At 32.4% G+C, this 21,764-nt stretch carries 24 protein-coding genes; 6 read left to right on the top strand and 18 right to left on the bottom strand.

Going from position 1 to position 21,764, the window contains the following annotated elements:
- Positions 1-360 precede the first annotated feature (360 nt).
- The gene (locus tag BM319_RS07640; RefSeq protein ID WP_091022088.1) at positions 361-1,632 is read left to right on the top strand and encodes a nucleotidyltransferase; all 1,272 of its coding nucleotides are present in this window, start codon (positions 361-363) and stop codon (positions 1,630-1,632) included.
- A 98-nt stretch (positions 1,633-1,730) separates the two neighbouring features.
- Here BM319_RS07640 and BM319_RS07635 read toward each other — a convergent pair whose 3' ends face one another.
- Together BM319_RS07635 and BM319_RS07630 are read right to left on the bottom strand one after the other, a co-directional pair.
- On the bottom strand, positions 1,731-2,756 hold the full coding sequence (locus BM319_RS07635) for a SepM family pheromone-processing serine protease (protein WP_091022086.1): 1,026 nt from the start codon (positions 2,754-2,756) through the stop codon (positions 1,731-1,733).
- Positions 2,731-3,537, bottom strand: coding sequence for a patatin-like phospholipase family protein (locus tag BM319_RS07630; protein ID WP_069035585.1), 807 nt, complete (start codon positions 3,535-3,537; stop codon positions 2,731-2,733). The genes BM319_RS07635 and BM319_RS07630 overlap by 26 nt, the downstream gene beginning before the upstream one ends.
- 140 nt (positions 3,538-3,677) lie before the next feature.
- Here BM319_RS07630 and spoVV point away from each other — a divergent pair, with 140 nt between their 5' ends.
- Positions 3,678-4,934 carry a dipicolinic acid transporter SpoVV gene (spoVV, locus tag BM319_RS07625; protein WP_091022084.1) on the top strand — a complete coding sequence of 419 codons (1,257 nt, stop codon included), beginning with the start codon at positions 3,678-3,680 and terminating at the stop codon, positions 4,932-4,934.
- A gap of 605 nt (positions 4,935-5,539) precedes the next feature.
- Here the strand turns inward: spoVV and coaD are convergent.
- Together coaD and rsmD are read right to left on the bottom strand one after the other, a co-directional pair.
- Positions 5,540-6,031, bottom strand: coding sequence for a pantetheine-phosphate adenylyltransferase (gene coaD, locus BM319_RS07615; RefSeq protein WP_056468441.1), 492 nt, complete (start codon positions 6,029-6,031; stop codon positions 5,540-5,542).
- A 17-nt stretch (positions 6,032-6,048) separates the two neighbouring features.
- Entirely contained in the window at positions 6,049-6,606 is a 558-nt protein-coding gene (gene rsmD / locus BM319_RS07610) for a 16S rRNA (guanine(966)-N(2))-methyltransferase RsmD (RefSeq protein ID WP_091022079.1), read from the bottom strand.
- 364 nt (positions 6,607-6,970) lie between these two features.
- On the opposite strand from rsmD, the gene BM319_RS07605 reads away from it, so the two are divergent.
- Positions 6,971-7,360 (top strand): DUF7147 family protein, encoded by a 390-nt coding sequence (locus BM319_RS07605; RefSeq protein WP_091022077.1) that lies wholly within the window; start codon positions 6,971-6,973, stop codon positions 7,358-7,360.
- A gap of 175 nt (positions 7,361-7,535) precedes the next feature.
- Here the strand turns inward: BM319_RS07605 and BM319_RS07600 are convergent, their stop codons facing one another.
- Complete coding sequence (locus BM319_RS07600; RefSeq protein ID WP_056468449.1) at positions 7,536-7,808, bottom strand: YlbG family protein; 273 nt, start codon at positions 7,806-7,808, stop codon at positions 7,536-7,538.
- Positions 7,809-7,908: 100 nt separating this feature from the next.
- Here BM319_RS07600 and BM319_RS07595 point away from each other — a divergent pair, with 100 nt between their 5' ends.
- The gene (locus tag BM319_RS07595) at positions 7,909-8,229 is read left to right on the top strand and encodes a hypothetical protein (protein WP_069035581.1); all 321 of its coding nucleotides are present in this window, start codon (positions 7,909-7,911) and stop codon (positions 8,227-8,229) included.
- A 53-nt stretch (positions 8,230-8,282) separates the two neighbouring features.
- Here the strand turns inward: BM319_RS07595 and BM319_RS07590 are convergent, their stop codons facing one another.
- From BM319_RS07590 to BM319_RS07570, 5 genes are all read right to left on the bottom strand, one after another.
- A complete protein-coding gene (locus tag BM319_RS07590; RefSeq protein ID WP_069035580.1) occupies positions 8,283-8,738 on the bottom strand; it encodes a YlbF/YmcA family competence regulator in 456 nt (151 codons plus the stop codon).
- 61 nt (positions 8,739-8,799) lie between these two features.
- Positions 8,800-9,372: a histidine phosphatase family protein gene (locus BM319_RS07585; RefSeq protein WP_069035579.1), complete on the bottom strand. Its 573-nt coding sequence runs from the start codon at positions 9,370-9,372 to the stop codon at positions 8,800-8,802.
- Between the two features lie 74 nt (positions 9,373-9,446).
- Positions 9,447-9,728 carry a YlbE-like family protein gene (locus BM319_RS07580; protein ID WP_069035578.1) on the bottom strand — a complete coding sequence of 94 codons (282 nt, stop codon included), beginning with the start codon at positions 9,726-9,728 and terminating at the stop codon, positions 9,447-9,449.
- A 10-nt stretch (positions 9,729-9,738) separates the two neighbouring features.
- Positions 9,739-10,152 carry a YlbD family protein gene (locus tag BM319_RS07575; protein WP_069035577.1) on the bottom strand — a complete coding sequence of 138 codons (414 nt, stop codon included), beginning with the start codon at positions 10,150-10,152 and terminating at the stop codon, positions 9,739-9,741.
- Between the two features lie 115 nt (positions 10,153-10,267).
- Positions 10,268-11,311 carry a CAP domain-containing protein gene (locus BM319_RS07570; protein ID WP_091022075.1) on the bottom strand — a complete coding sequence of 348 codons (1,044 nt, stop codon included), beginning with the start codon at positions 11,309-11,311 and terminating at the stop codon, positions 10,268-10,270.
- A 176-nt stretch (positions 11,312-11,487) separates the two neighbouring features.
- Here BM319_RS07570 and BM319_RS07565 point away from each other — a divergent pair, with 176 nt between their 5' ends.
- A complete protein-coding gene (locus BM319_RS07565) occupies positions 11,488-11,859 on the top strand; it encodes a YugN family protein (protein ID WP_069035575.1) in 372 nt (123 codons plus the stop codon).
- 61 nt (positions 11,860-11,920) lie between these two features.
- Here BM319_RS07565 and BM319_RS07560 read toward each other — a convergent pair whose 3' ends face one another.
- The 7 genes from BM319_RS07560 to BM319_RS07530 form a co-directional block, all read right to left on the bottom strand.
- Complete coding sequence (locus tag BM319_RS07560) at positions 11,921-12,385, bottom strand: DUF420 domain-containing protein (RefSeq protein WP_056468470.1); 465 nt, start codon at positions 12,383-12,385, stop codon at positions 11,921-11,923.
- Between the two features lie 11 nt (positions 12,386-12,396).
- Positions 12,397-13,296 carry a cytochrome c oxidase assembly factor CtaG gene (gene ctaG, locus BM319_RS07555; protein ID WP_091022073.1) on the bottom strand — a complete coding sequence of 300 codons (900 nt, stop codon included), beginning with the start codon at positions 13,294-13,296 and terminating at the stop codon, positions 12,397-12,399.
- Positions 13,297-13,676: 380 nt separating this feature from the next.
- Positions 13,677-14,750 carry an ethanolamine utilization protein EutH gene (gene eutH, locus BM319_RS07550; RefSeq protein ID WP_091022071.1) on the bottom strand — a complete coding sequence of 358 codons (1,074 nt, stop codon included), beginning with the start codon at positions 14,748-14,750 and terminating at the stop codon, positions 13,677-13,679.
- Between the two features lie 72 nt (positions 14,751-14,822).
- Entirely contained in the window at positions 14,823-15,887 is a 1,065-nt protein-coding gene (locus tag BM319_RS07545) for a M24 family metallopeptidase (RefSeq protein WP_091022069.1), read from the bottom strand.
- Positions 15,871-16,986, bottom strand: coding sequence for a M24 family metallopeptidase (locus BM319_RS07540; protein ID WP_091022067.1), 1,116 nt, complete (start codon positions 16,984-16,986; stop codon positions 15,871-15,873). The genes BM319_RS07545 and BM319_RS07540 overlap by 17 nt, the downstream gene beginning before the upstream one ends.
- A 334-nt stretch (positions 16,987-17,320) precedes the next feature.
- Positions 17,321-19,009, bottom strand: coding sequence for a sigma-54 interaction domain-containing protein (locus tag BM319_RS07535; protein WP_091022065.1), 1,689 nt, complete (start codon positions 19,007-19,009; stop codon positions 17,321-17,323).
- Between the two features lie 145 nt (positions 19,010-19,154).
- On the bottom strand, positions 19,155-20,048 hold the full coding sequence (locus BM319_RS07530) for an AraC family transcriptional regulator (protein ID WP_069035569.1): 894 nt from the start codon (positions 20,046-20,048) through the stop codon (positions 19,155-19,157).
- 126 nt (positions 20,049-20,174) lie between these two features.
- Here BM319_RS07530 and BM319_RS07525 point away from each other — a divergent pair, with 126 nt between their 5' ends.
- Entirely contained in the window at positions 20,175-21,119 is a 945-nt protein-coding gene (locus tag BM319_RS07525) for a DMT family transporter (protein WP_091022062.1), read from the top strand.
- A 227-nt stretch (positions 21,120-21,346) separates the two neighbouring features.
- On the opposite strand, the gene BM319_RS24635 is transcribed toward BM319_RS07525, so the two are convergent.
- A complete protein-coding gene (locus BM319_RS24635) occupies positions 21,347-21,520 on the bottom strand; it encodes a hypothetical protein (protein WP_175403541.1) in 174 nt (57 codons plus the stop codon).
- Between the last annotated feature and the right edge of the window lie 244 nt (positions 21,521-21,764).

Raw genomic sequence — 21,764 nt, 5'->3', positions numbered from 1 at the left:
GAAAATTGGCTTATGACTCGAGGAGTTAGGAGCCGGAGCTAGACATCTTTTTTACTTCTTTTTTGAATATCTCCATCCAAAAGAAGTGGCACTCTTTCCACTTCAAAGATTAATGGAATATTACCAATGAACTAGCTTGTGGAACTAAACATCTTTTCTACTTCTTTGACTGAATTCCCGACAAGCTTAAGACGAAAAATTCACTAAAAGTTTTAGACTTGGTTACTAGCTTTCCCCTTTAATCCTTGACCTTGCTTCTTATATGTAACCTATCTAATATATTATTTTCCACAATAAAATTCAATACAATTCACACTAGGTTGCGAATTATTTCTCATAACTGGTATTCTTAATGTATAAATTCGTGAAATTAGTAAATATTGGAGGTGCATTTCTCTGCGTTCGGTTGGTGTAATAGTAGAGTATAACCCATTACATAATGGACATATTTTTCACTTAACTAGTTCTAAAAAAAGTACAAATGCTGATGTTGTTATTGCGGTAATGAGTGGTCAATTTTTACAAAGGGGCGAGCCAGCAGTCGTTCCAAAGCATGTACGAACAAAGTTGGCTTTACAAGCAGGTGCAGATCTTGTTATTGAATTACCTTATAGCTATTCGACTCAACACGCTAGCATCTTTGCCAAAGGAGCTATTTCAATTCTTGATTCTTTAAAATGTGATTATGTTTGCTTTGGAAGTGAAGAGGGTAAAATTGAGACATTTTATGAGTTAATTAAACAAAAGAAGCAGCTTACTTCTTCAATCAATACAAGTATACGTACTTTTCTTGATGAAGGACTAAGTTATCCTGCTGCATATAGTACAGCATTACAAAAAAATCTTGAATCATCAAAGCTAGATGTTTCACTTCCAAATAATATTTTAGGAATTCATTATTTAGAAGCTATTGAACACTTTGATAGTCGAATGGAAGGTAGAACGATTCAGCGAATAGCTGCAAATTATCATGATGAAGAAACCAATCATCATAGCATCGCTAGCGCTACTGCAATTAGAAAAATTCTAAAAGGTGACAATCAATCGATTTCTAACTTTGTTCCAAGCTTTACTAAAGATTCCATTGAAGAATACATAAATGAGTATGGTGCGCTTCATTCTTGGAATGAATATTTACCATTTTTGAAATATAAATTAATGACTTCAACTAAAGAAGAACTTGAAGAAATTTACGAAGCTGTCGAAGGTTTAGAAAGAAGAGTATTACATTCTGTATTAAACTGTCTTAATTTTGAAGAGTTAATGACCTCAATAAAAACAAAGCGATATACTTGGACTCGAATTCAAAGGTTGTTAACACATATCTTAACAAATACATCAAAAAAGGAAATAGCATCAATATTAGAGAAAGATCGCGTTCCTTATATTCGTTTACTTGGTATGAGTTCAATGGGAAAAACTTATTTAAATACCAAAAAAAAATTAATCGACTTACCTATTTACACGACGATTAATCAGCAAAATCAAAAAGAACTAAGTACGGATTTGAAAGCAACCCATACTTATGCTTCGATGCTTTCATTAGACAATCAACAAAAATTAATAAAAACCGAATATTCACTGTATCCAATTATTTATGATGAAAAAAGTAATCAATTTAGTAGATCTTAAGTAGTTACAACTACATATTATAAGCTCAAAAATGGCAGGTTTAGGGATATCCCCCTTAAATCCTGCCATTTTTTATCATGCACTTATTTCAATTCAAATTATTGTTTTGTCTTTAACTTTTCAAGATAATTGATTGCTTGGTCATATGTATCAATTGGTATTATTTTCATTTTCAAGTCATGTTTTTTCGCACTTTTTACAGCTTCATTATAATTAGAATTCTTTTTACCGTTCTCATTTGGTGCAAAGAAAATCTCTGCCCCCGAATCAGACGCTGCGATTATTTTTTGAGATATACCACCAATCGGGCCAACGACTCCATTTTTATCAATTGTTCCAGTTCCAGCTATTTCATGACCTTTTGCTAAACTTTCGTCTTTTAATTGATCATAAATTTCTAGAGCAAACATTAGTCCCGCTGAAGGTCCACCGATCTCTTCTGAATTTATTTTAACTTTTGGATTTGTAGTTAAATTTAAATTTTCTGCTATAGAAACACCAATTCCAGCACGATTCGGTTCGTCTTTAAAAGCTTTTGTTTTAATATTAAAGTATTTAATTTTTCCTTTTCTACTTACTTCTAAATTAAAATTTGTACCAGGTTTTCTACTTTTTACAGTATTGGTAAAGTCATTGATCGTACTAATTTCTTTCCCATCAATTTTTGTGATAATGTCACCTAGCATTAATACGTTATGGGCTGGCATATCCTTTAAAACAGATACGACTACTATTCCGTTTTCCGTCACTTTATAAGATTTTTTAGCCTGCTTATATGCATTTAAAATCGCAGCTTGCTTTGATTCTTCCATATACCTTAATTGGCGGAACTGATAATCTTCATCACTTTCACCTTTTACTTTTATTTCATCTATCTTGTATAAATGGTAACTGTCATTAATTTTCGTACCGATATATGAATAGACATTTGCCTTACCCATTGCTACGGTTGTTAGCATAAATTCACCTTTATCTTTTTTTGCACCATCAACTTTTACATATGGCCTTAAAGGCTCTGCTAAGCCTGGTTTTGTAACATAGTATGGTAATGGAATGAAATATAAAAGAATTAGCGTTATACCAAGTACTAATAGTACATTAAGAATTCTGATCCTTTTTATCACTATTTTTCTCCTTCCATTGCTCAATCTTTTCAAGAATCTCTGGTATTAATTTTTCTGTAGCTTCTTCACCTATTTTGATAACATTTTCAAGGTTAGTAAAGTTTCTAGAATTAACATGGTCTAATTTAGGTCTAATCATAACATTAGAAGCAATTTCTCTATTTCTAACGAGCTCATGCTGCATTATTTCAATACTTTGCATAATCACGTCATAGATCGTCGAAACTTCTCCACTAACTTGAATCGGTGAAGCATCTACTCCAATAATAAAATCCGCTCCCATCTCTTTTACAACTGAAACGGGGATACGATCGATGACTCCACCATCAACTAACAGTCTTCCATTCCACGTTTCTGGTACAAAAATTCCCGGTATTGAAATACTCGCTCTGACTGCAGTAGCAATATCTCCCTCTTGAAATACAATTTTTTCTCCTGTTAACAAATCTGTAGCGATTACTGACACTGGTAAATCTAATTCTTCAAGCTTTCTTCCAAATGATAGTACTTTTATCAACTCTTTCACTCTGTTCCCAGAAATCAAACCCATTTTTGGAACGACATAGTCAATATAGTATTTAGATTGAAATACTTTTGCAATTTTATATAGTCGATCTACATCCGCACCAGCACCGTATAAAACAGCAACTAAAGCACCTATACTACTGCCTGCAATCAGATCTATAGGAATATTATGCTTTTTTAAAACGGAAATTACACCAACATGTGCAAATCCTCGTGCACCTCCTGAACCTAATGCTAAACCAATTTTCGGTTCCAAGTTGTTTCCCCTCCAATTAAACTCTTTGGTCTAAAATTGAATTCCAGCTACGTATATTTAATTGTACAAGTTTTTTTTATACATATATTACTATCTTATTTCCTACTCATTGGTCTTACTACAATTAGACAAATATCTATATGTTTTTTAAGTTTATCTTTGGAGGTTTATATGTGAAAAAAAATTATTTCATTACCTTACTAATTTTTTTATTACTCATATTTCTGACATCAACAATTATTTTGCATCCAGAGGTAGCATTTAAAGGATCAATTAGAGGGTTAAATATGTGGTGGGGAATCGTATTTCCTTCGCTCCTTCCTTTTTTCATTTTAAGTGAACTTCTAATATGCTTTGGAATTGTTCAATTTATTGGTGTATTTTTAGAGCCAATTATGAGACCTTTATTTAGAGTTCCGGGTGTTGGGGCGTTCGTTTGGGCTATGGGGATGGCATCAGGATTTCCTTCAGGTGCAAAACTTTCTGCAAAATTATATAAAGATGGGGAATTAACAAAATTAGAAGCCGAACGACTTAATTCATTTACAAATTCATCTAATCCTTTGTTTATTTTTGTTGCAGTATCTGTTGGTTTTTTTCACAACCCAAAAGTTGGGCTCGTACTTGCACTCAGTCATTATTTATCTAACGCTATTGTAGGCCTCATTATGAGGTTTTATGGAAGAAACCAACCTAACTACTCTCGTAAAGAAAGAATTCATTCTAACCGCTTTAAATACGCTTTTAAAGTTATGCATGAAAAAAGATTAAGTGAAAGAAGACCGATTGGAAAAATATTAGGGGATGCAATAGCTTCTTCCGTACAGACATTATTAATGATTGGTGGATTTATTATCGTTTTTTCTGTTCTTAATATGCTTTTAATTGAAATTGGATTTATATCGAATGTTGGTAAGATAATTGCATATTGCTTTTCAAATTTAAAGGTTAATGGCAATTTATCTACGCCTTTTTTATCTGGGTTATTTGAAATTACGTTAGGATCTAAATTAGTCAGTGAGCTAGGCAATAGTACATTATTGCAGCAAGTGGCATTAACTAGCTTTATTTTAGGTTTTGGCGGTTTTTCAATACAAGCCCAAGTAGCAAGTATTATTTCTGAAGTGAAATTAAGTATTAAGCCTTATTTAATCGGTCGTTTATTACAATCTGGAATTGCACCTATTTTAGCAATTATTTTTTGGAAGCCACTATATGTTAATCGGTTAACTTCTAATGCTACTAATAATACTTTACCTGTTATAAAGATTTTTACAGAGAAACAGTTAAACTTCGAATCATTGCTTTCAGCAGGTTCATTTATAACATTAATTTCGCTTTACATTTATGTAATTATCTTAATTTATAAACTGTATATTAAAAAGTTATCTTCTTAAACTTTTTATATATAAAAAAAAGAAACCTCAGTTTAATATAAACTTGAGGTTTCTTACGCTGTTGAAAAACATCCTTGTCAATTAAATAACCAAATTTTCGTAAAAGGAGTAGAGTGTCGTTGATTTCCACTACGGGATGCTCGCTTTCCATGGGGCGAGATTCTTTAGCCTTCCCGCTTATCCCATAGGAGTCGAGCATCCCTTCGTTCCAATCATAAATCCAAAAAAGGGTTACACTTAAAACCTAATCAAATATCCTTTTACTTAAAGTATCATAAAAGATTGTTAATTAATTTGTAGATCAATTATTAAAGAATTTTTATAAAGTAATTGTATATTCGCTTAATAAATATATAAGAGCTAAAAAAATTTTAAAAAAATAAGTTCAAAAGATTTACTTTATAAGTTGATGTTCATAGTTTAACATTTAAAATCATTATTAGATCATCAAAAAATAAATTATAAAATCAATAAGGTTTACTAAATATATGTTTGACTATTTATATTTTCAAGAATAAAAGAAACCTCAGTTTTAAAACAAAACTTGAGGTTTCTTTTATGTTGTCTACTCATTAATAAATTATATATAAATACTTAAGCTTATATTAAACTTGAGGTTTCAAAAATTTTTCTGTTAATGCGCTATTTACACAATCTGGTACTAAATCTTTTACATTTCCACCGTATTTTGCGACTTCTTTTACTATTGAAGAACTTAGGAATGAATATTGATTATTTGTCATAACAAAAAATGTGTCAATTTCATCTACTAATTTTTTGTTCATTGCTGTAATTTGCATTTCATATTCAAAGTCTGATACTGCTCTTAGGCCTCTTAATATTGCAGAAGCGTTTATTTTTTTCGCATAATCCATTAATAGCCCACTAAATGAATCAACGCGTACATTTGGAATTGCACTCGTAGCTTCCGTAATTAATTCTTTTCTTTCTTCTAAAGTAAATAAAGAATTTTTGGCCGAGTTATTTAATACGACAACTATTACTTCATCAAACACTCTTGCTCCACGTTTAATAATATCTAAATGTCCTAATGTAATTGGATCAAAACTACCAGGACAAACAGCAATACGTTTCATCTTGTACCCCCTAAAAATTACTCCATACAAATATGATACACTGATACGCCACAAATTCCATATTTTTCTGCTTTTGTTCGTACAAATTTCCCTATTTTTTCAGGTAATTCGACATCTGTAGCATGTTCTACTAAAATTGTTCCATCTGATGCAAGTAGATTTTTTTCATCAAAAGTTTCAATTAATGATACGATTTGTTGCTTTTTATAAGGAGGATCTAAAATAATTAAATCAAATTGGATCTCTCTTTTAATAATCGCTTTAACAGCTCTCTCAGCGTCATTTCGATATACTTCAGCACAATCAGTTAGATTACAAGTTGCTAAGTTTTCTTTAATCGTCTTAATCGCCTTCATTTCACGATCTACAATAATCGCTTTTTCAATCCCTCTACTTAAAGCCTCAATTGATAGTCCACCACTACCACCGAATAAATCTAATACAATACCACCTTCAAAGTAAGGTCCAATTATATTAAACATTGCTTCTTTTACTTTATCGGTTGTCGGTCTAGTACTCATACCAGGCACTGCCTTTAAACTTAATCCTTTATTTTTTCCTGACACTACTCTCATAATTTACACCTACTATATATTTCAATTTACGAAAATATCCTATCATAATTTCACTAAAACAAAAACATTTTTCCATATTCTTCTACTAATGTATAAAATCATCCACTTTGGAAATAATTAATTTTAACAACATCTCAGTTGATGTTGTTGCCAACCGCGGAGAAGACTTACGTTTCCCCATAAGTTCTTCCTCCGGTTTCTCCTCTCCCTTTGCCTTCTTTTAAGTGATTACACTTTAATAAGAGGGGCCCTGCAATTGCGGGGTTTTTTTTTATGCTTTTATCCTGTAGAATAAATGTTGCATTTATTACCATACTTTGTTTGAAATACTCATAAAGTATTTACGTTTTAAGGGGGAACACTCATGATCCAACGCATGATTGAAATTGGAGAAGGATACTCAGATTTATATGAACTATTTGAAATTGCTAAATCGCAAAAAGATAGAGTTAAATTTTTACTTAAATTAACAGCTGAAAATAAAGGCTCAAAATGCTGTTCTTTTGCAGTTATCTTAAACCCTACTTCTATTGGCGAATTCCAACCAATATATTATTGTAGAGAAGGAATCACATTAAAAGACGACTCAGTTACAAAACGTGAAGTATTGTTTGAAGAATTAGCTACAACTTTAAACAAAGAAATCATCACATTACAAATTAGACACTCAAGCTCATTTCATGAAAACGATTTATTCCATCAATATATTATCGGAATTTTACGCTTAAATCACTTAATTCCACCAATGAAATAATTAGACCAAATAATAGAATTTATTATTTTCTAACCTTTCTCATATAGTACAAAGAATATTAGGGATAGTTTTTTACCTATCCCTTACCTCTCAAACCATACCACAAGAAAAACGATTGAACGGTTTTTAATTCAGATAGGTTAACCTTCTAAATTAATTATCCATTCAATCGTTTTTAATCTACTTGATAATCATATTCCTTTGCTTCGTCTGGTTTTGCATTTTCGTACTCAGTCTTAATAAAAGGTTTATATGACAATTCAATTCGTTTCACAAAATGAAATTTTTTCAATCTCTCTATTGTTCGATCTATATCATCCATATTGCAATATAGGACTACGTATTTCAAACGTTTAGAGACAAAGTGAATATTTCCAAATTTACGTAACATTTTTGCTTGTTTTAATGATTGTAAATAAATAATAATACCTTGTCTTTGCACGAACATAGCTTTCTCCTTTAAAAATCCGTTAGAAATAGAATATCATATCCCAAATTTCTTTTGCAACGAAACTTTCATAAATAGTTTTTAGAAAGGATTGAAAATTATGTTAGATGATGTTTGGGAGCAATTTTTTAACTGCATTTCAAATTATAAACAAATTAATCACTTTTCAAACAAACAAATTTGTGGTGTCAATTTTCTATATATTCAGACAGACCGTCAACAGACTGAAGAAGCGATTAAAAAACTACTGATTGATTGCGCTAAAACCATTACTGAACACTTTAAACTAATTTACCGAATTGAATTTATTCGTAAAGAAAATAATAATAATTTCGTATTTAAACATCGATTTTACGTTCCAAATAAAAAAATGTTTTGTTGTGGAAATAATTGCGCTAACTGTACTAGGTTCAGAAAATGAATTTTATAAAAAAAAGACTCATTATTAAATAATGAGCCTTTCAGTATGATTGATTACTTCGTTTTACATCCGCACTTTCCACCTGTGCCACATCCACCAGTACTACATCCTCCACCTGTATTTACGAAGAATGGATTACCCGCTGGAACTTTTACAGAAGGCGAAACAGCTTGAGCAATTAAATAGCTAGTCTCATCTAAAAGTAATTGGATTTGATCTTCCGCATGCTTAAAAGCAGCGATTGTATCGTTTAATTGAAGTTCTCTTTTAACTTCACTCATTTTTTTACGAATTTCTTTATAATCTGGATGATATTTTCCAAATCGTTGAACATCCTCATATAAATCCTTCGTCTTCATAAAACGGCTAATAATTTCTTGCGCAGTTTTATCATTATTTAATGCAATATATGAAGTTCGATACTGATCTGCAACATCCGATTGCACGATCATTGAAGCAAGTTCTTCTGAGACTGATATAAGTTGCAAGGTTTCCATTGTTGCATACATTTCCTTACACCTCCAAGAATAAACTATATCACATTTAATTCCGTAAATAAAAGAACTTGTCCTAAGCTTTTATGTGATCAGAAATATTAAATTCATTTATCTTCCATTTACCATCTTTAAATTCAATAAAATTTGCACAAGCATTTTTTAATTTTGTCCTAAAATTAACTTTCTCAGGATCAATCGCATGTAGAATCGCCTTAATCGTATGGGAATGTGCAACAATTACAATTCGTTTACCTTCATAATTTTGGGCAATGTCTTTTAATGCACTAAAGGCTCGATCAATTAATTCTTCATTTGTTTCCATACCTTCTACATTATTATTATAAATGTTTTCATGAACATCGGAAATAGGTTTTCCACTAGCTTCACCAAATTCTCTTTCTAGAAATCGTTCATCCTCTATAATCTCATCAATTTTCGAAAACTCTGCAATTGCCTGTGCTGTTTGTTTCGCCCTAACTAAAGGACTTGTAATAATCCGATCCCACTTTTGATCACTTAAAAACAATGCACTATCATTTGCCTGTTGTTTACCTACCGTATTTAAAGGAATATCTTCTCTTCCTTGAATTATATTGTTAAAATTCCAATCTGTTTGTCCATGCCTTACTAAACAAATTTCTGTCATAACTACTACTCCTTTTTAAAACTTGCTTTCTTCATTGTAGCAAAAAGCTATGACAGATTGAATTATTATCCTTTTTAATCTTCATTTGATTCAGTATCAGAGGATTCACTACTAGTACTTTGTTGATCCTTTAATACATGAAACATGTCAATCATAAATGATGCCATTTGAACTTGATTTGACAATTTATCAACTCGTTGTGGAATAGTTTTACCAAAAAACTCAAGGGAAGCCAGTCTAAACTCATCAGTAAGCTCAGGATTTCTAGAAAGTTTACGATACCATTTAGGTTGTTGTCTCAAAAACTTCAAATAATCTTCCTCACTCTGAAGAAATTCTAATACATCTTTTCTCACTTAGATCTCCTCAATCCTGTCTAAAATTAAATTGTTGTGACGCTGGCTTTTCTTCTCTTTGATTAGTTGAAGCAGCTGGAGATTTAAATTGTGATATAAGCTGTTGAATATTAGTTAAAGTAGAATTTACATTTGTTAAGTGGCCTTGAATTTGATCTGGATCTAAATTTTTCACAAAAGAAATTACTTTTCCAACATATCCTTCTTCTGATTGTTCCGTTTTGGCAGTTTTCTTTTGAGATTTTGTATTAGTATCATTTCTATATTCATCCCACATTTCATGGTCTTCACCTTTGTAATACCAATCTTCAAAATATTGTTGCCATGTTTTTTTACCCGTTTTTACTTCCTCACGAAGTTTTGGGTGTTCCATAACGAATTGCCTAAATTGTTCGATAGATGGACGATTATTTTCATTTACCATTCATATCACTCCAATTAAAAGCATTTACTACAAAATTATGTCTTTCGAATAATTTTGTGCTTGTATGGAAATAAAAAAATCAAGCACAAACTTTCGCTTTTGCTTGATTTCGCTATTATTTTATAAAATTTTGGGTGTAATATTTATTAAAGGCCCCAACTCCTAGTGTGGTATATTCTTTTTTATACATATTTACACGATGACCTTTACTATTAATCCATCCATATACAGATGCTATACCATCTACATAATTAGCAGAAATATTTTCGCCAGCAATTCTGTAAGGAACATTTCCATCATTTAAACGATCAGCTAGACTACCATATAAATTAGAATAGTGATCAAAATATTTATTTTGAACCATATCTTTACTATGTCCTAAAGCTACTTTGGCAGCATCAGCATTCCAAGTTAAAGTGCTTAAATTCATTCTTTTACGATAAACATTCGTTAAGTTAAATATCTGTCTCTCTTCTTCACGATCAACAATTGCTTCTTGCAATGTATTTAATTTTTTTGCATTTATTAGATTTCCACTATAAATTAGCTCGTACGGTTTTTGCTTAACTAAAGTTTCTGGAGATAAATATCGAACACCTAATAAACTACCAGTAAAACGGTCAAAATAAAGTTGAGCAAAACAATTATTTAATGAAACAAGTGGACGTTCGTGTAAATCGGTTGTCGATAATTTAAATGTGTATTGATTACTTAATATCGAGAAAGAGACTTTTTCATGTAATGCCACATTATCCATTGTTTCTTCATAGTGGCTCCCCATCACAAATGGGGTTATATCAACTTTATTACCAGCAACAAAAATTGTTACAACTTTGCCATTTAGTACACCAAATTGAGTATACTTCGTAGCATCTTTATCATAAACAAGCCAATCGTAGTCATATTGAGAAGGAACCTTTCTTGACGGTTTACCAAAGGTTTTTAAAATTTCTTGTTCACTTTTACCAATATACTGAGAAACGGAGTATGTAATTTTTTCAGTACTTACATTTTCGATCATTGGCATATTCACTTCTTCTACTTTTTGATATTGTTTAAATGATGAAATATTGGTGATCCAATCTTTAATAAGTGGACTGAACATAAAAACTGTTATAAAACTTATTGTAAAAAAGAAAAGTTTTATAAGCTTTTCCATTTAGATCTTCCCTTCCCAATTGTTAACTCTATGTGTATATATCCATTGTAGCCAAATTATTCAAAAAAATATATAAATTAGTTAAAATACATTTATCAGCTTTTCATTGCTAATTATTGTCATAGATAATATTATATTAATAGGGATTTTTTCTAAGTAATTTAGGGGGTAATAACATGAAATTTGAGAATACAAATTTAGAAAACCATGTATTAAATGTAAATTTATTAACTGAAATCATGGAAGAATTAGGCTTTGTCCTTGCTGGTCAATGGGATTACGAAAGAGTAACTTACGATTATAAATTTGAACAACGTAATGAAATCTACTACTTACGCGTTCAAGGCTTCGCAGTAGAAGGACATGTAGAGTCAAGTAAAGGTAAAATCCAATTACTTACTCCACTTTTAGGTAAATACTATTATCCTCACGGTGTAGAGTATGGAGAAGGCGAAAACTTCCCTGAAAGTATTGTTGATAAAAGTAAAGAATTACTTAAAAAAGCTGAAGAGCAAATTTCTCTAGTAAGCAAGTTCATTATTCTATAATTATTAAAAAGAGTGAGTAAAAAGAAGTACAACTTCTTTTACTCACTCTTTTATTTTTTAATTAAAATCCTAAAACAGCTTTAATAACTGAAGTAGTGTCTCCACCTTTGTAGAAAACGTATAATAAACAATAGACGAATACACCTGTAATTGCAGTAAAAAACCAAATAATACTAGTAATCGGTCCAATTTTTTTGTGTAGTTTTAATTTGTTTTTATATCCTGAAATGATTGACACTAGACCAAATACTCCTCCAGTTGTTGCTAAGAATATATGGAAAAACAAAAATATATGATAATACAGTTTTAAACTTTTTGGTCCCCCAAAAGAAGTATTTCCGATAAAGATTGTTCTCGTTGCGTATACAATGAAAAACGAAAGTGCAAAGACTCCAGCAAAGAACATAACTTTCTTATGTCCCTCAATATTTCTTTTTGCAATAAGATACCAGCCGATTGCAACTAATATTGCACTAATTACAATAAAGCTTGTACTTATTGTTGGTAAAATTGGTAACGAATTCAAAATTTCCACCCCTACGATTTTTTAAGCAATAACGGATTACTACTGATTGGATCAATTTTATTTCCATTTTGTTCTCTTTTAGCCCATTTGAAAAAATTATAACCAATAACAGATCCATAAACTATTTCCTGGATAATTTTCATGATAACTCCGCCAACCTGCTGATCTTCCCTTGCTGACATAAAGTTAAATACTTCTGGGCCTGAAATATTTAGTGATTTTAATAAATCTGGCGATACACAAAGTTCCATCGCTTTACTCCATAATACTGGATCATTATAAGTCGCGTAAAATGGATGTCCTGCAAAAATAATAAGTGCACATGCTGGTGTTAATAAAATACCATTTCCAAACATATAACCGATCTTTTGGATATCAGAAAGTGTTTGTCTCTCAGGTAAGTTATTAATAACAGGAAACCACATAAATACTGCCATGAAAAATAATATATTTGTAAATAAGAAATGATAGACATTATTCGTTTTTACAGTATCAAATACTAATGGATAATGGTAAATCGAAAATACTACATTAAAAATAAGTAAAGCAATTAATGGTTTTGTAGCAAAAGTAAAAAACGAATTAACGAATTTTGGTTTAAGTATGTTTCTCCATAACCAATCTGGAATACCATTAATAAGAAAGATCGGTGCAACTAAGTATAATACTGCCATTTCAGTCATATGTGCACTAAAAATGATATGACCAATTAAATCGATTGGACTGCCTTGTGCGGTGTAAACTAACAATATTCCAATTACGAAATACACCTTTTGTTTAGTATCAGTAACATGGTTTTTATCTTTAAATTTATTAATTATGTAGAAATAAGCTAAAATCACTAAAACTAAAAACACAAATAAATATGGACTCCAAAGTGCTTTAAACCCGAACATCCCTAAGCTAATCATGAATGCACACCCTTTAATTATTCTATTCACACTTATTATTTTTACCTAATGTTTAAATTAATATTGGACGATGTAAATATAAAGTAGATTTAGAACTTTAACCAAAAACTTCACAAAGGCAAAAAAAATTTAAACATTACTTCTATCATATAATATTTAATGAAATTATCCAAACTATTATACTACTAAATTATATAACAGTAATAACGGTTTATTCAAATTAAAATACGATTTGAAAACGTTATTCATTCTTAAATGATTGGTATTTATAGTGAATGAAAATCTAGGTTGCACACTTTCTGTGGGGTCATATGGCATCCTGCTTTTCCAAAATGAGTTAAACCTTTAAAATTCCAATCTACATCTCTATTATTCATAATTCATTTTACTCCACGTTTTGATACTAAAAAAGCCAATGCAGCAGCCAAAAAACCAGCGGTCAGTTTACCGACAATCATTGGAATAACAAAGTTCTTCTCCACACCCGCTACAAATCCTAAGTGACTTCCGAAAACAAATGCGCCGCTTACGGCAAATGCAGTATTTATGACTTTCCCACGATCATCCATCTCATGCATTGTCGCAAACATAGGAATGTGATGGGCGAAGGAAGCAATGAATCCACCTAATGCCTGTTGATTCATACCTAGCTTATTTCCAAGTAATGCAAATGGCTTCTGTAATACTTTTACAAGCACAAAAACAAACGGAAAGGCACCGGCAAGTATGATCGTTATTTTTCCAACTGTTACAAAGCCTTCCGAAAGCGGCATCATACCTGGAATAATAACGATACCTGTTAAAGTTTGAATGATCATCGAAACAAGTCCAATGATAATAACAATTTCAATTCCTTTTCCAAACCATTTAAACCCACGAATCATCACCGATTGAGCCGAAAGCATGCCAATACCAATCAAGACAGAAATCAAAATAGAAGGAATCAAATTTTTCAACATCCATATAAAACCAAATCCTGCAACAAATCCACCCGCTAAGCAGCCAAATGGAATGGTCATAAGCCCAATTAAAATTCCTTTAGCAAAAAAGGGATGATCATTTTTATGAACGATGCTTAAAGCAACTGGAATGGTAAAAACAATAGTTGGCCCCATCATTGTTCCTAAAAACACCCAAGAAAAAAGAGCTGCATCACTTGATTGAGCCATTTCATTTGCTAATGAGTAACCGCCCATGTCAAGTGCTAAAAACGTGGATGAAAACATTGATGGATCTGCTCCAAGAAATTGGTAGACAGGGGATACAATCGGTGTTAACCATTTTGCTAATACAGGTGATAGTGAGATCATACCAACCATTGAAAGGGCAAGGGGTCCCATGGATTGGAAGGCTTCCTTAAATTTTTGTCCGAGTCCATACCGATTACCCATCAAATAATCGATTGCCCCTAAGACCATAAATCCGGTCATGATATATAAAATGAATTCATTCATATCGAATACTCCCCCATTCAAAAGAAAGGTCATCTTTTTTAAAATGCATTAGATGACCAGTTCAATATTTTTTTATAATATGATTAAGTGTTTAGGAGAATGGGTAATAATTTCATAGCCATTCTCTAATACTACAATATCGTCTTCAATTCGGCAGCCACCCCATCCCGGAATATAAATTCCTGGTTCGACGGTAACAACCATACCAGTCTGAAGAATTTCTACACTTTTATCAGAAAGTCGGATCGGTTCGTGAACTTCCATACCTAAACCATGACCTGTTGAATGTCCGAAACGATTTCCGAAGCCTTTTTCTATAATATAGTCTCTCGTTAAATCGTCAATCGTTTTCGCTTTTTCACCAGATCGAATCCCTTCTGTTCCACGTTTTAGAGCTTCTAATACAATGTGATAAATTTTACAGAACTCATCCGAGCAACTTCCGACGGCGATTGTTCTCGTAATATCAGAGCAATAGCCATTATACAATGCCCCAAAATCAAGGGTAACCATGTCTCCATGCTCGATCAATTTTTCGGAAGCTACTCCATGCGGTAGGGCAGCCCTCTTTCCAGAAGCAATAATAGTATTAAAAGATGATGAGGTTGCACCTTGTTTACGCATGTAGAATTCCAGCTCATCACGTAATTCTAATTCCGAAATCCCTGGTTTAATGACATTCAAAATATATTCAAACGCTTTATCTGCGATGCTGGCTGCCGTTCTCATTAATTCTAATTCTAACGACTCTTTAATTTCTCTAACCTTTTCAACGATATTTTCCAATTGGATCCATTGTACATTTGCATACTCTTGAAGCGTTGAGTACGTTTTTAATGTCATGGAATTCGCCTCAACAGCTACCCTCTTAAGACCTTGACAGTCGATTTCATTGGCAACTTCTTTTTCTATATTACCGTTATGGACAATAATCTTAGCGTTTTTCACTTCATTTTGTGCCTGTTGAGCATAGCGGAAGTCCGTGATAAAAGTAACAGCATTTTTTGAAATTAGCACCATCCCTGCTGATCCTGTAAAACCTGTCATATATCTGCGATTTTCACTCTTTGTAATTAATATTGCATCGACATTGTTATCTAATAGCTGTTTCTGAATTTTTTCAATTCTGTTCATTATCGCTCACTCCTACAATCATTAATTCTTTTGGAAACTTCGTTAAAACTTCACAACCGTTATCTGAAATGACAACATCGTCTTCAATACGAACACCACCTAGGCTATTAAGATAAATGCCAGGTTCAATAGTGATGACCATTCCAGTTTTCAGTAAACCTTCATTTACTTCATTTATAGATGGTGCCTCGTGAATTTCAATACCTAGCCCATGACCGATACGATGTGGAAAAAAATCACCGTAGCCAGCTGCTTGAATGACACGTCTTCCTGAAAGATCAACATCACCAATTCTTGTTCCAGGTTGAGAAGCTTCCACCCCAGCAAGATTGGCCTGTAAAACTGTATTGTAGATTTTAACGAGTTCGCTACCAGGATTACCATACATGATTGTTCTTGTGATATCAGAGCAATATCCCTTATATTTCACACCTAAATCAAATAGCGCAGTATCTCCTTTTTTTAACTTATTGTCACCTGAAGCTCCATGTGGATTACTTGCATTTTGCCCAAACAAAACAATGGGAGAGAATGACATTTCTTTAATCCCTTTTTTCTTTAATTCAAATTCAATTTTCCCTAGCACTTCAAGTTCTGTGATTCCTTCTTTTAATGCATCAATACCCACTTGTACCCCGTAATCAGCAAAAGCGGCGGCTTCACGTAATATTTCAATTTCATCAGCATCTTTTACTAATCGCATTTCAGTAAGTATCGAATCTAGTGATGCAAACTCTACTTCACCAAAGATCTGTTGCAGATTTTCAATGTAAGAATAGGAGATATCATCTTTCTCAACCGCAAATTGATTCATTTTGTTTCTACTTTCAATCAAGTGACCAACAAGTGCCCACGGTTGATCAGAATCTGTGTAACTTAGGATTGGATGTTTCCAGCCTGCTTCCTTTATCATTTGAACTTCCATTGCTGGTGTAATAAAAATGGGTTCATCATTTGGGAAGACAAAAATACCTACAAATCGTTCATGCGGATTGTAATCAAAATTCGATAAATAAAAAATATTTTGGCGTGATGTGATCAAACCACCTGGAATACTTTGTTTTTGTAAAAATGTTTGTAATTCTTGCATTCGATAATTCATGATCATTTCCCCTTTAATGGTTTTAATTAGACATGAAGTATCAATGCAAGTTCTGTGCCATTTTTATATTCTATTATTTCAGAGGATTGTTTAGGAAAAAGTGTAAAGATTTTTAGACACTGTTAAACGAATAGTGTCTAAATGTATAGACAATAGTGATTTGACAGAACCGTGGAATATGACATATGTAGTATGATTATTTAAAAGTTGATATTAATGGATTGAGGAGAAATACTGGGAGATAACTGCTTAAAGATTTGATTTCTATGTTCTAAATCAGCCCAGGAGTTTCTTACGCTCGTCTGGACTAATTTAGTCGAAAAGGCTTTTTGTTTTAAAGCTCAATCTTTAATTTTTTCATTTTATTATATAAAGTAGCTCGAGATATTCCTAGTTTTTTTGCTGCTGCTTGCTTGTTCCCTTCCTCTGTTTGAATGGCTTCAATGATTTTATTTTTTTCATAATCATTTAGATCATCTTGCAAGGAGTCATCATTGACAGTAGGTAACAATGTAGATTGTAGCAACTTTGGAGGTAAAGCTCCTATAGAGATGGTTCCTTCTACTGACAGTAATACTAATCGTTCAATAACATTTCTCATCTCTCTTACATTTCCAGGCCAATCGTATTGTAATAAGGCGGAAGTTACCTGAGGGTCAACTATTTTAATCGTTCGATGATATAGTAAAGAAAACTCATAGATTAATTGATGAAGGAGCTCCATTACGTCTTCTTTTCGTTCTCTTAACGGGGGAATCGTAATGGATAAAATGTTAAGACGATAATAAAGATCTTCACGAAATGTATTAGCTTCAACCATTGCTTCTAAATCCTTATTTGTAGCAGCAATGATTCGACACCCCGCTGTTAGCTGCTTTGTACCACCAACGCGGTAATACGTTTTATCTTGCAAAACTCTAAGTAACTTCACTTGCATATCCAACGGTAAGTCCCCAATTTCATCCAGAAAAAGTGTTCCTCCGTGCGCCAACTCTAGTTTTCCTTTTTTACCTTTTACATCTGCACCAGAAAATGCTCCTTTTTCATAGCCAAAAAATTCACTCTCAAACAATGATGGTGTTATCGCACCACAGTTTACAGCAATAAATGGAGAAGATGATCCACGATAAAAATGGATAGCTTTTGCAAAGACTTCCTTCCCAACCCCCGTTTCACCAAGTAATAAAATATTTGCACTCGTTTCAGACATTTTCTTTGATAACGAAACTGTTTCTTTCATCAATTGACTCGAACCTTTAATTTGTTGAAAAGAATCGTGTGACAATTGCAGTCTTGAAACCTCCTTCTGCAATTGTAGGATTTTGGAGGAAGCATTCATAAGTTCTTGATTCATTATCACTTGGCTCGTAATGTCGGTTTCAGCCGCAACTGCACCAACAATTCGATCATTTATGAAGATTGGGCTGCTATTAATCATGACAAAGAGATCCTCACGTGGTTTATGCTGCTTATGACGAAAGGATTGACCTGTATCCATTGTAACTTTATTCAATAACATATCTTTCGGAAAAAATTCCTCCATTTTATTCCCTATAATTTCTTCTTTAGGAATTGAAAAAATCCTTTCAGCACCATGAGTCCAAACAACTGTTTTTCCAGCTTCATCTACAATCGAGACCGAACCATCCATTGTATCAATCATCGTTCGAAAATAGGCCTCTAAATATTGATAAGATTCAAAAACTTTGGAAACTAAAACAGCAGAATTGATATAGCCCTTAATTTTTTCCTCTCCATCTATAATGACTACAACATCTGATGTTTGCAATTCTTGAATCACATCTTGAATAACAGCTTTTTCATTGAATACGCTGGCTTTTTTCCAATCAAATTCTTTTATATTCCTACTCTTAAAATGAAGATACTCATTGATCGTTAACATCCAGACTTCATTATGATGCTGTTTAAATATATACGCTGCTTCTTTATTGAACTCCATATCAGAGTACAAAGAAAAATTTCTTTGCAACAAATCTTCTATTCTAGGAAGAAGATGCTTCATAAAAATGCCACCACCTATTTGTATCTTTTTTCATATTACTCTATCATTACGATGAGTTTATGTCATGATTATGATCTGTGAGTTCTAACGCTCCATATTGCTACAGTTAAGCAACTTTCAACTGAAAGATGTTTTGTGTTTTACTTTAAAGGAGTTCTGGAATTTTTAGTTTTTTGTAAGCTAATGGTGTCAAGTTCATTGACTTTCGGAATTTATCAATAAAGTAACTTGTGCTGTTAAATCCAACTTGAAAGGCAACTTCAGTTACATTCGATTCTGGTTGTTGTAGTAATATTAAACTTTTTTGTATTCGATAATCGGTTACATAGTTTAAAGGAGTTGTTTTTAAAATACGATTGAAATATCGACAACACTCAGATCGGCTTAATTGACCCGCTCTTGCAATGTCGTCTAATAGTATTTTCTCAGAAAAATGTAGGTGTATCCAATTTAACATTTGCTTCATTCGGTTACTCTTTACCACTACCGACTGCTCATACTCTAATTCAATCCCATTCATAATTAAATTCTTCCAAATTAATGTGAGATGTAAGCTGACATCGATTTCATAGAATGGTGAATTTTGTTTGATCATCTCATTGATTTTCAAAATATAGCATAAAATGCTATTGGCCCATAGCTCCTTTGGATCTAGGAATAAAAATGGGATATTAGTCGCCTGATAATAAGGCTTTACAAAGGTTGTATAAAGTTCTTGAGACAAAACGAAACTTGGAGAAACATTTAAGCAAATATAGGTACAATCTGAATCGTTCCGATCTTTTGCCATATGCAGGCAACCACTATTTATAAAAAGCCCTTCCCCTTCTTGAACAAAAATATTTTCTTCATTTATTTGAAAAATTGCTTCTCCTTTAACAACGTGAACAAACTGAAATTCATCATGCCAATGAAGTGGTATATAACTATTAATGTTTTGCTTAATCGTTGTTTCATAACATGCAAATGGCAAAACAACAGTATGATGTTTAGTTAATTCTTTCAAACTTTTATCAACCATAAAGTTTTTAATTTGCATTTCCCGATATCCACCTCAATATCCTTACATTTTTCCATTCGATTTGAGTATTATTTTAGCATTTTTCCACTTATCATTTAGCTTATTATAACACTATTTTTATATTTGAAGGTGGAGACTAAAATCATGAATAGACGTAAGGGAATAGTTCTTGTTATCATAGGAGCAGTATTTTGGGGGATTGGTGGTACAGTCGCAAAAAAACTTTTTCAACAGTATCAAATCGATGTAGATTGGCTAGTAACTACCCGTTTGCTTATAGCTGGGTTATTACTCCTAGCCATTCAATATTTTAAAAAAGACCGTTCTCAGATCCTTGGGGTTTGGAAAAATGGAAAGATCGCAATTCAACTAATTATCTTCGGGGTATTAGGGATGCTAGCCGTTCAATACACATATATGGCTTCTATTAAACATGGAAACGCTGCTGTTGCAACACTATTACAGTATTTAGCACCTGTAATGATTATCCTTTATTTAATTGTACGCAAACAAACCACTCTAACAAGTAGAGATTTGTTAACTGTTTCTCTAGCATTAATTGGAAGTTTTCTCTTATTAACAAACGGCTCAATTTCGCAATTATCTGTGCCAGTACTTGCAATCGCTTGGGGTGTATTATCTGGAATAGCTTTAGCATTTTATACTTTATTTGCCATACCGTTGCTTAAGCAATACGACTCACTTGTCATTGTCGGATGGGCTATGATTATCGGTGGATTTTTATTGAGTTTTATCCATCCACCTTGGCAAATGGACTATAAAAACTTAACGCTTGAAGCAATTTTATATTTAGTCTTCATTATCATATTCGGTACAATGATAGCATTTTGGTTCTATATCGAAAGTTTACAAAGCCTTCCACCTAAGGAATCAAGTCTGCTTGGAAGTATCGAACCTCTAGCTGCTGTCTTAACTACAATCTTTTGGTTAAAAGAACCTTTTGGTTTTTTCCAATGGCTTGGTACAGCTTGTATTATTGGAATGATATTATTATTGGCATTGAATAAAGATTCTTCCTCAAAAACTAGCCAACCTCCTAATAATAAAGAACCACTTAGAGTTAGTTGAATTGCTTTTTTGAACTGTGAAATAGGAGCTGATTAATCAATCAGCTCCTAAATTTTGAATGATCTTATCGTAATGCGCTAATTGCTTAAAAGGTAATATGAACTTCAATAACGTATGTGCTTGTTATGTATCAATATTTATTCATGAATATCTAATGGAAATTATACAGAGTATTATCCCTTGCCTGTCTTTTTAACTTACTTTTTCACGGTAAACGATTTCTTGATTTATTGATATCGGTTTCCTAAATATTTTTTTCTGTACGTTTTACCTTGATCAGGAATATCCATGAAACCTTGTGCACCCCAAATTACATGCTCTGTTAATTTATCAATACTACCACTTAGCTCAACCTTTTCTTCCATTTCAATATCTTCATCATTAGGAATTTCCATATCCATCTTTGAATCATCCCTTCCATTTTACTGTTCAACCATAACCGAATTAGTACTCATTCTAAAATTATTTCGGCTTTATAGTTTTCTTCCACTGAACTTTCTTATACCATTGAACTACTCACCACTAAACGCCCTTACAGGTTGTTTGAAGTGGGAGATTCTTGGAACCTTTCTTTTACTTAAGACTGAGCAGATCATTGAGATATGAAGCAGACAGCAAAAACTTTAGACTTATCACGCCTAACCG

This window comes from Bacillus sp. UNCCL81 (assembly GCF_900112535.1).
GTDB lineage: Bacteria > Bacillota > Bacilli > Bacillales > Bacillaceae_G > Gottfriedia > Gottfriedia luciferensis_B.
The sequence above is the reverse complement of the archived record's forward strand: the minus strand, read 5'-3'. Positions and strand labels throughout refer to the sequence as shown.

Excerpts from the sequence above, each read along its gene's own strand:
- spoVV (WP_091022084.1), top strand. The coding sequence starts at position 3,678 with ATGTTTTTTAAGTTTATCTTTGGAGGTTTATATGTGAAAAAAAATTAT.
- coaD (WP_056468441.1), bottom strand. The coding sequence starts at position 6,031 with ATGAAACGTATTGCTGTTTGTCCTGGTAGTTTTGATCCAATTACATTA.
- rsmD (WP_091022079.1), bottom strand. The coding sequence starts at position 6,606 with ATGAGAGTAGTGTCAGGAAAAAATAAAGGATTAAGTTTAAAGGCAGTG.
- BM319_RS07605 (WP_091022077.1), top strand. The coding sequence starts at position 6,971 with ATGATCCAACGCATGATTGAAATTGGAGAAGGATACTCAGATTTATAT.
- BM319_RS07600 (WP_056468449.1), bottom strand. The coding sequence starts at position 7,808 with ATGTTCGTGCAAAGACAAGGTATTATTATTTATTTACAATCATTAAAA.
- BM319_RS07595 (WP_069035581.1), top strand. The coding sequence starts at position 7,909 with ATGTTAGATGATGTTTGGGAGCAATTTTTTAACTGCATTTCAAATTAT.
- BM319_RS07590 (WP_069035580.1), bottom strand. The coding sequence starts at position 8,738 with ATGTATGCAACAATGGAAACCTTGCAACTTATATCAGTCTCAGAAGAA.
- BM319_RS07585 (WP_069035579.1), bottom strand. The coding sequence starts at position 9,372 with ATGACAGAAATTTGTTTAGTAAGGCATGGACAAACAGATTGGAATTTT.
- BM319_RS07575 (WP_069035577.1), bottom strand. The coding sequence starts at position 10,152 with ATGGTAAATGAAAATAATCGTCCATCTATCGAACAATTTAGGCAATTC.
- BM319_RS07570 (WP_091022075.1), bottom strand. The coding sequence starts at position 11,311 with ATGGAAAAGCTTATAAAACTTTTCTTTTTTACAATAAGTTTTATAACA.
- BM319_RS07565 (WP_069035575.1), top strand. The coding sequence starts at position 11,488 with ATGAAATTTGAGAATACAAATTTAGAAAACCATGTATTAAATGTAAAT.
- ctaG (WP_091022073.1), bottom strand. The coding sequence starts at position 13,296 with ATGATTAGCTTAGGGATGTTCGGGTTTAAAGCACTTTGGAGTCCATAT.
- eutH (WP_091022071.1), bottom strand. The coding sequence starts at position 14,750 with ATGAATGAATTCATTTTATATATCATGACCGGATTTATGGTCTTAGGG.
- BM319_RS07540 (WP_091022067.1), bottom strand. The coding sequence starts at position 16,986 with ATGAATTATCGAATGCAAGAATTACAAACATTTTTACAAAAACAAAGT.
- BM319_RS07535 (WP_091022065.1), bottom strand. The coding sequence starts at position 19,009 with ATGAAGCATCTTCTTCCTAGAATAGAAGATTTGTTGCAAAGAAATTTT.
- BM319_RS07530 (WP_069035569.1), bottom strand. The coding sequence starts at position 20,048 with ATGCAAATTAAAAACTTTATGGTTGATAAAAGTTTGAAAGAATTAACT.
- BM319_RS07525 (WP_091022062.1), top strand. The coding sequence starts at position 20,175 with ATGAATAGACGTAAGGGAATAGTTCTTGTTATCATAGGAGCAGTATTT.
- BM319_RS24635 (WP_175403541.1), bottom strand. The coding sequence starts at position 21,520 with ATGGATATGGAAATTCCTAATGATGAAGATATTGAAATGGAAGAAAAG.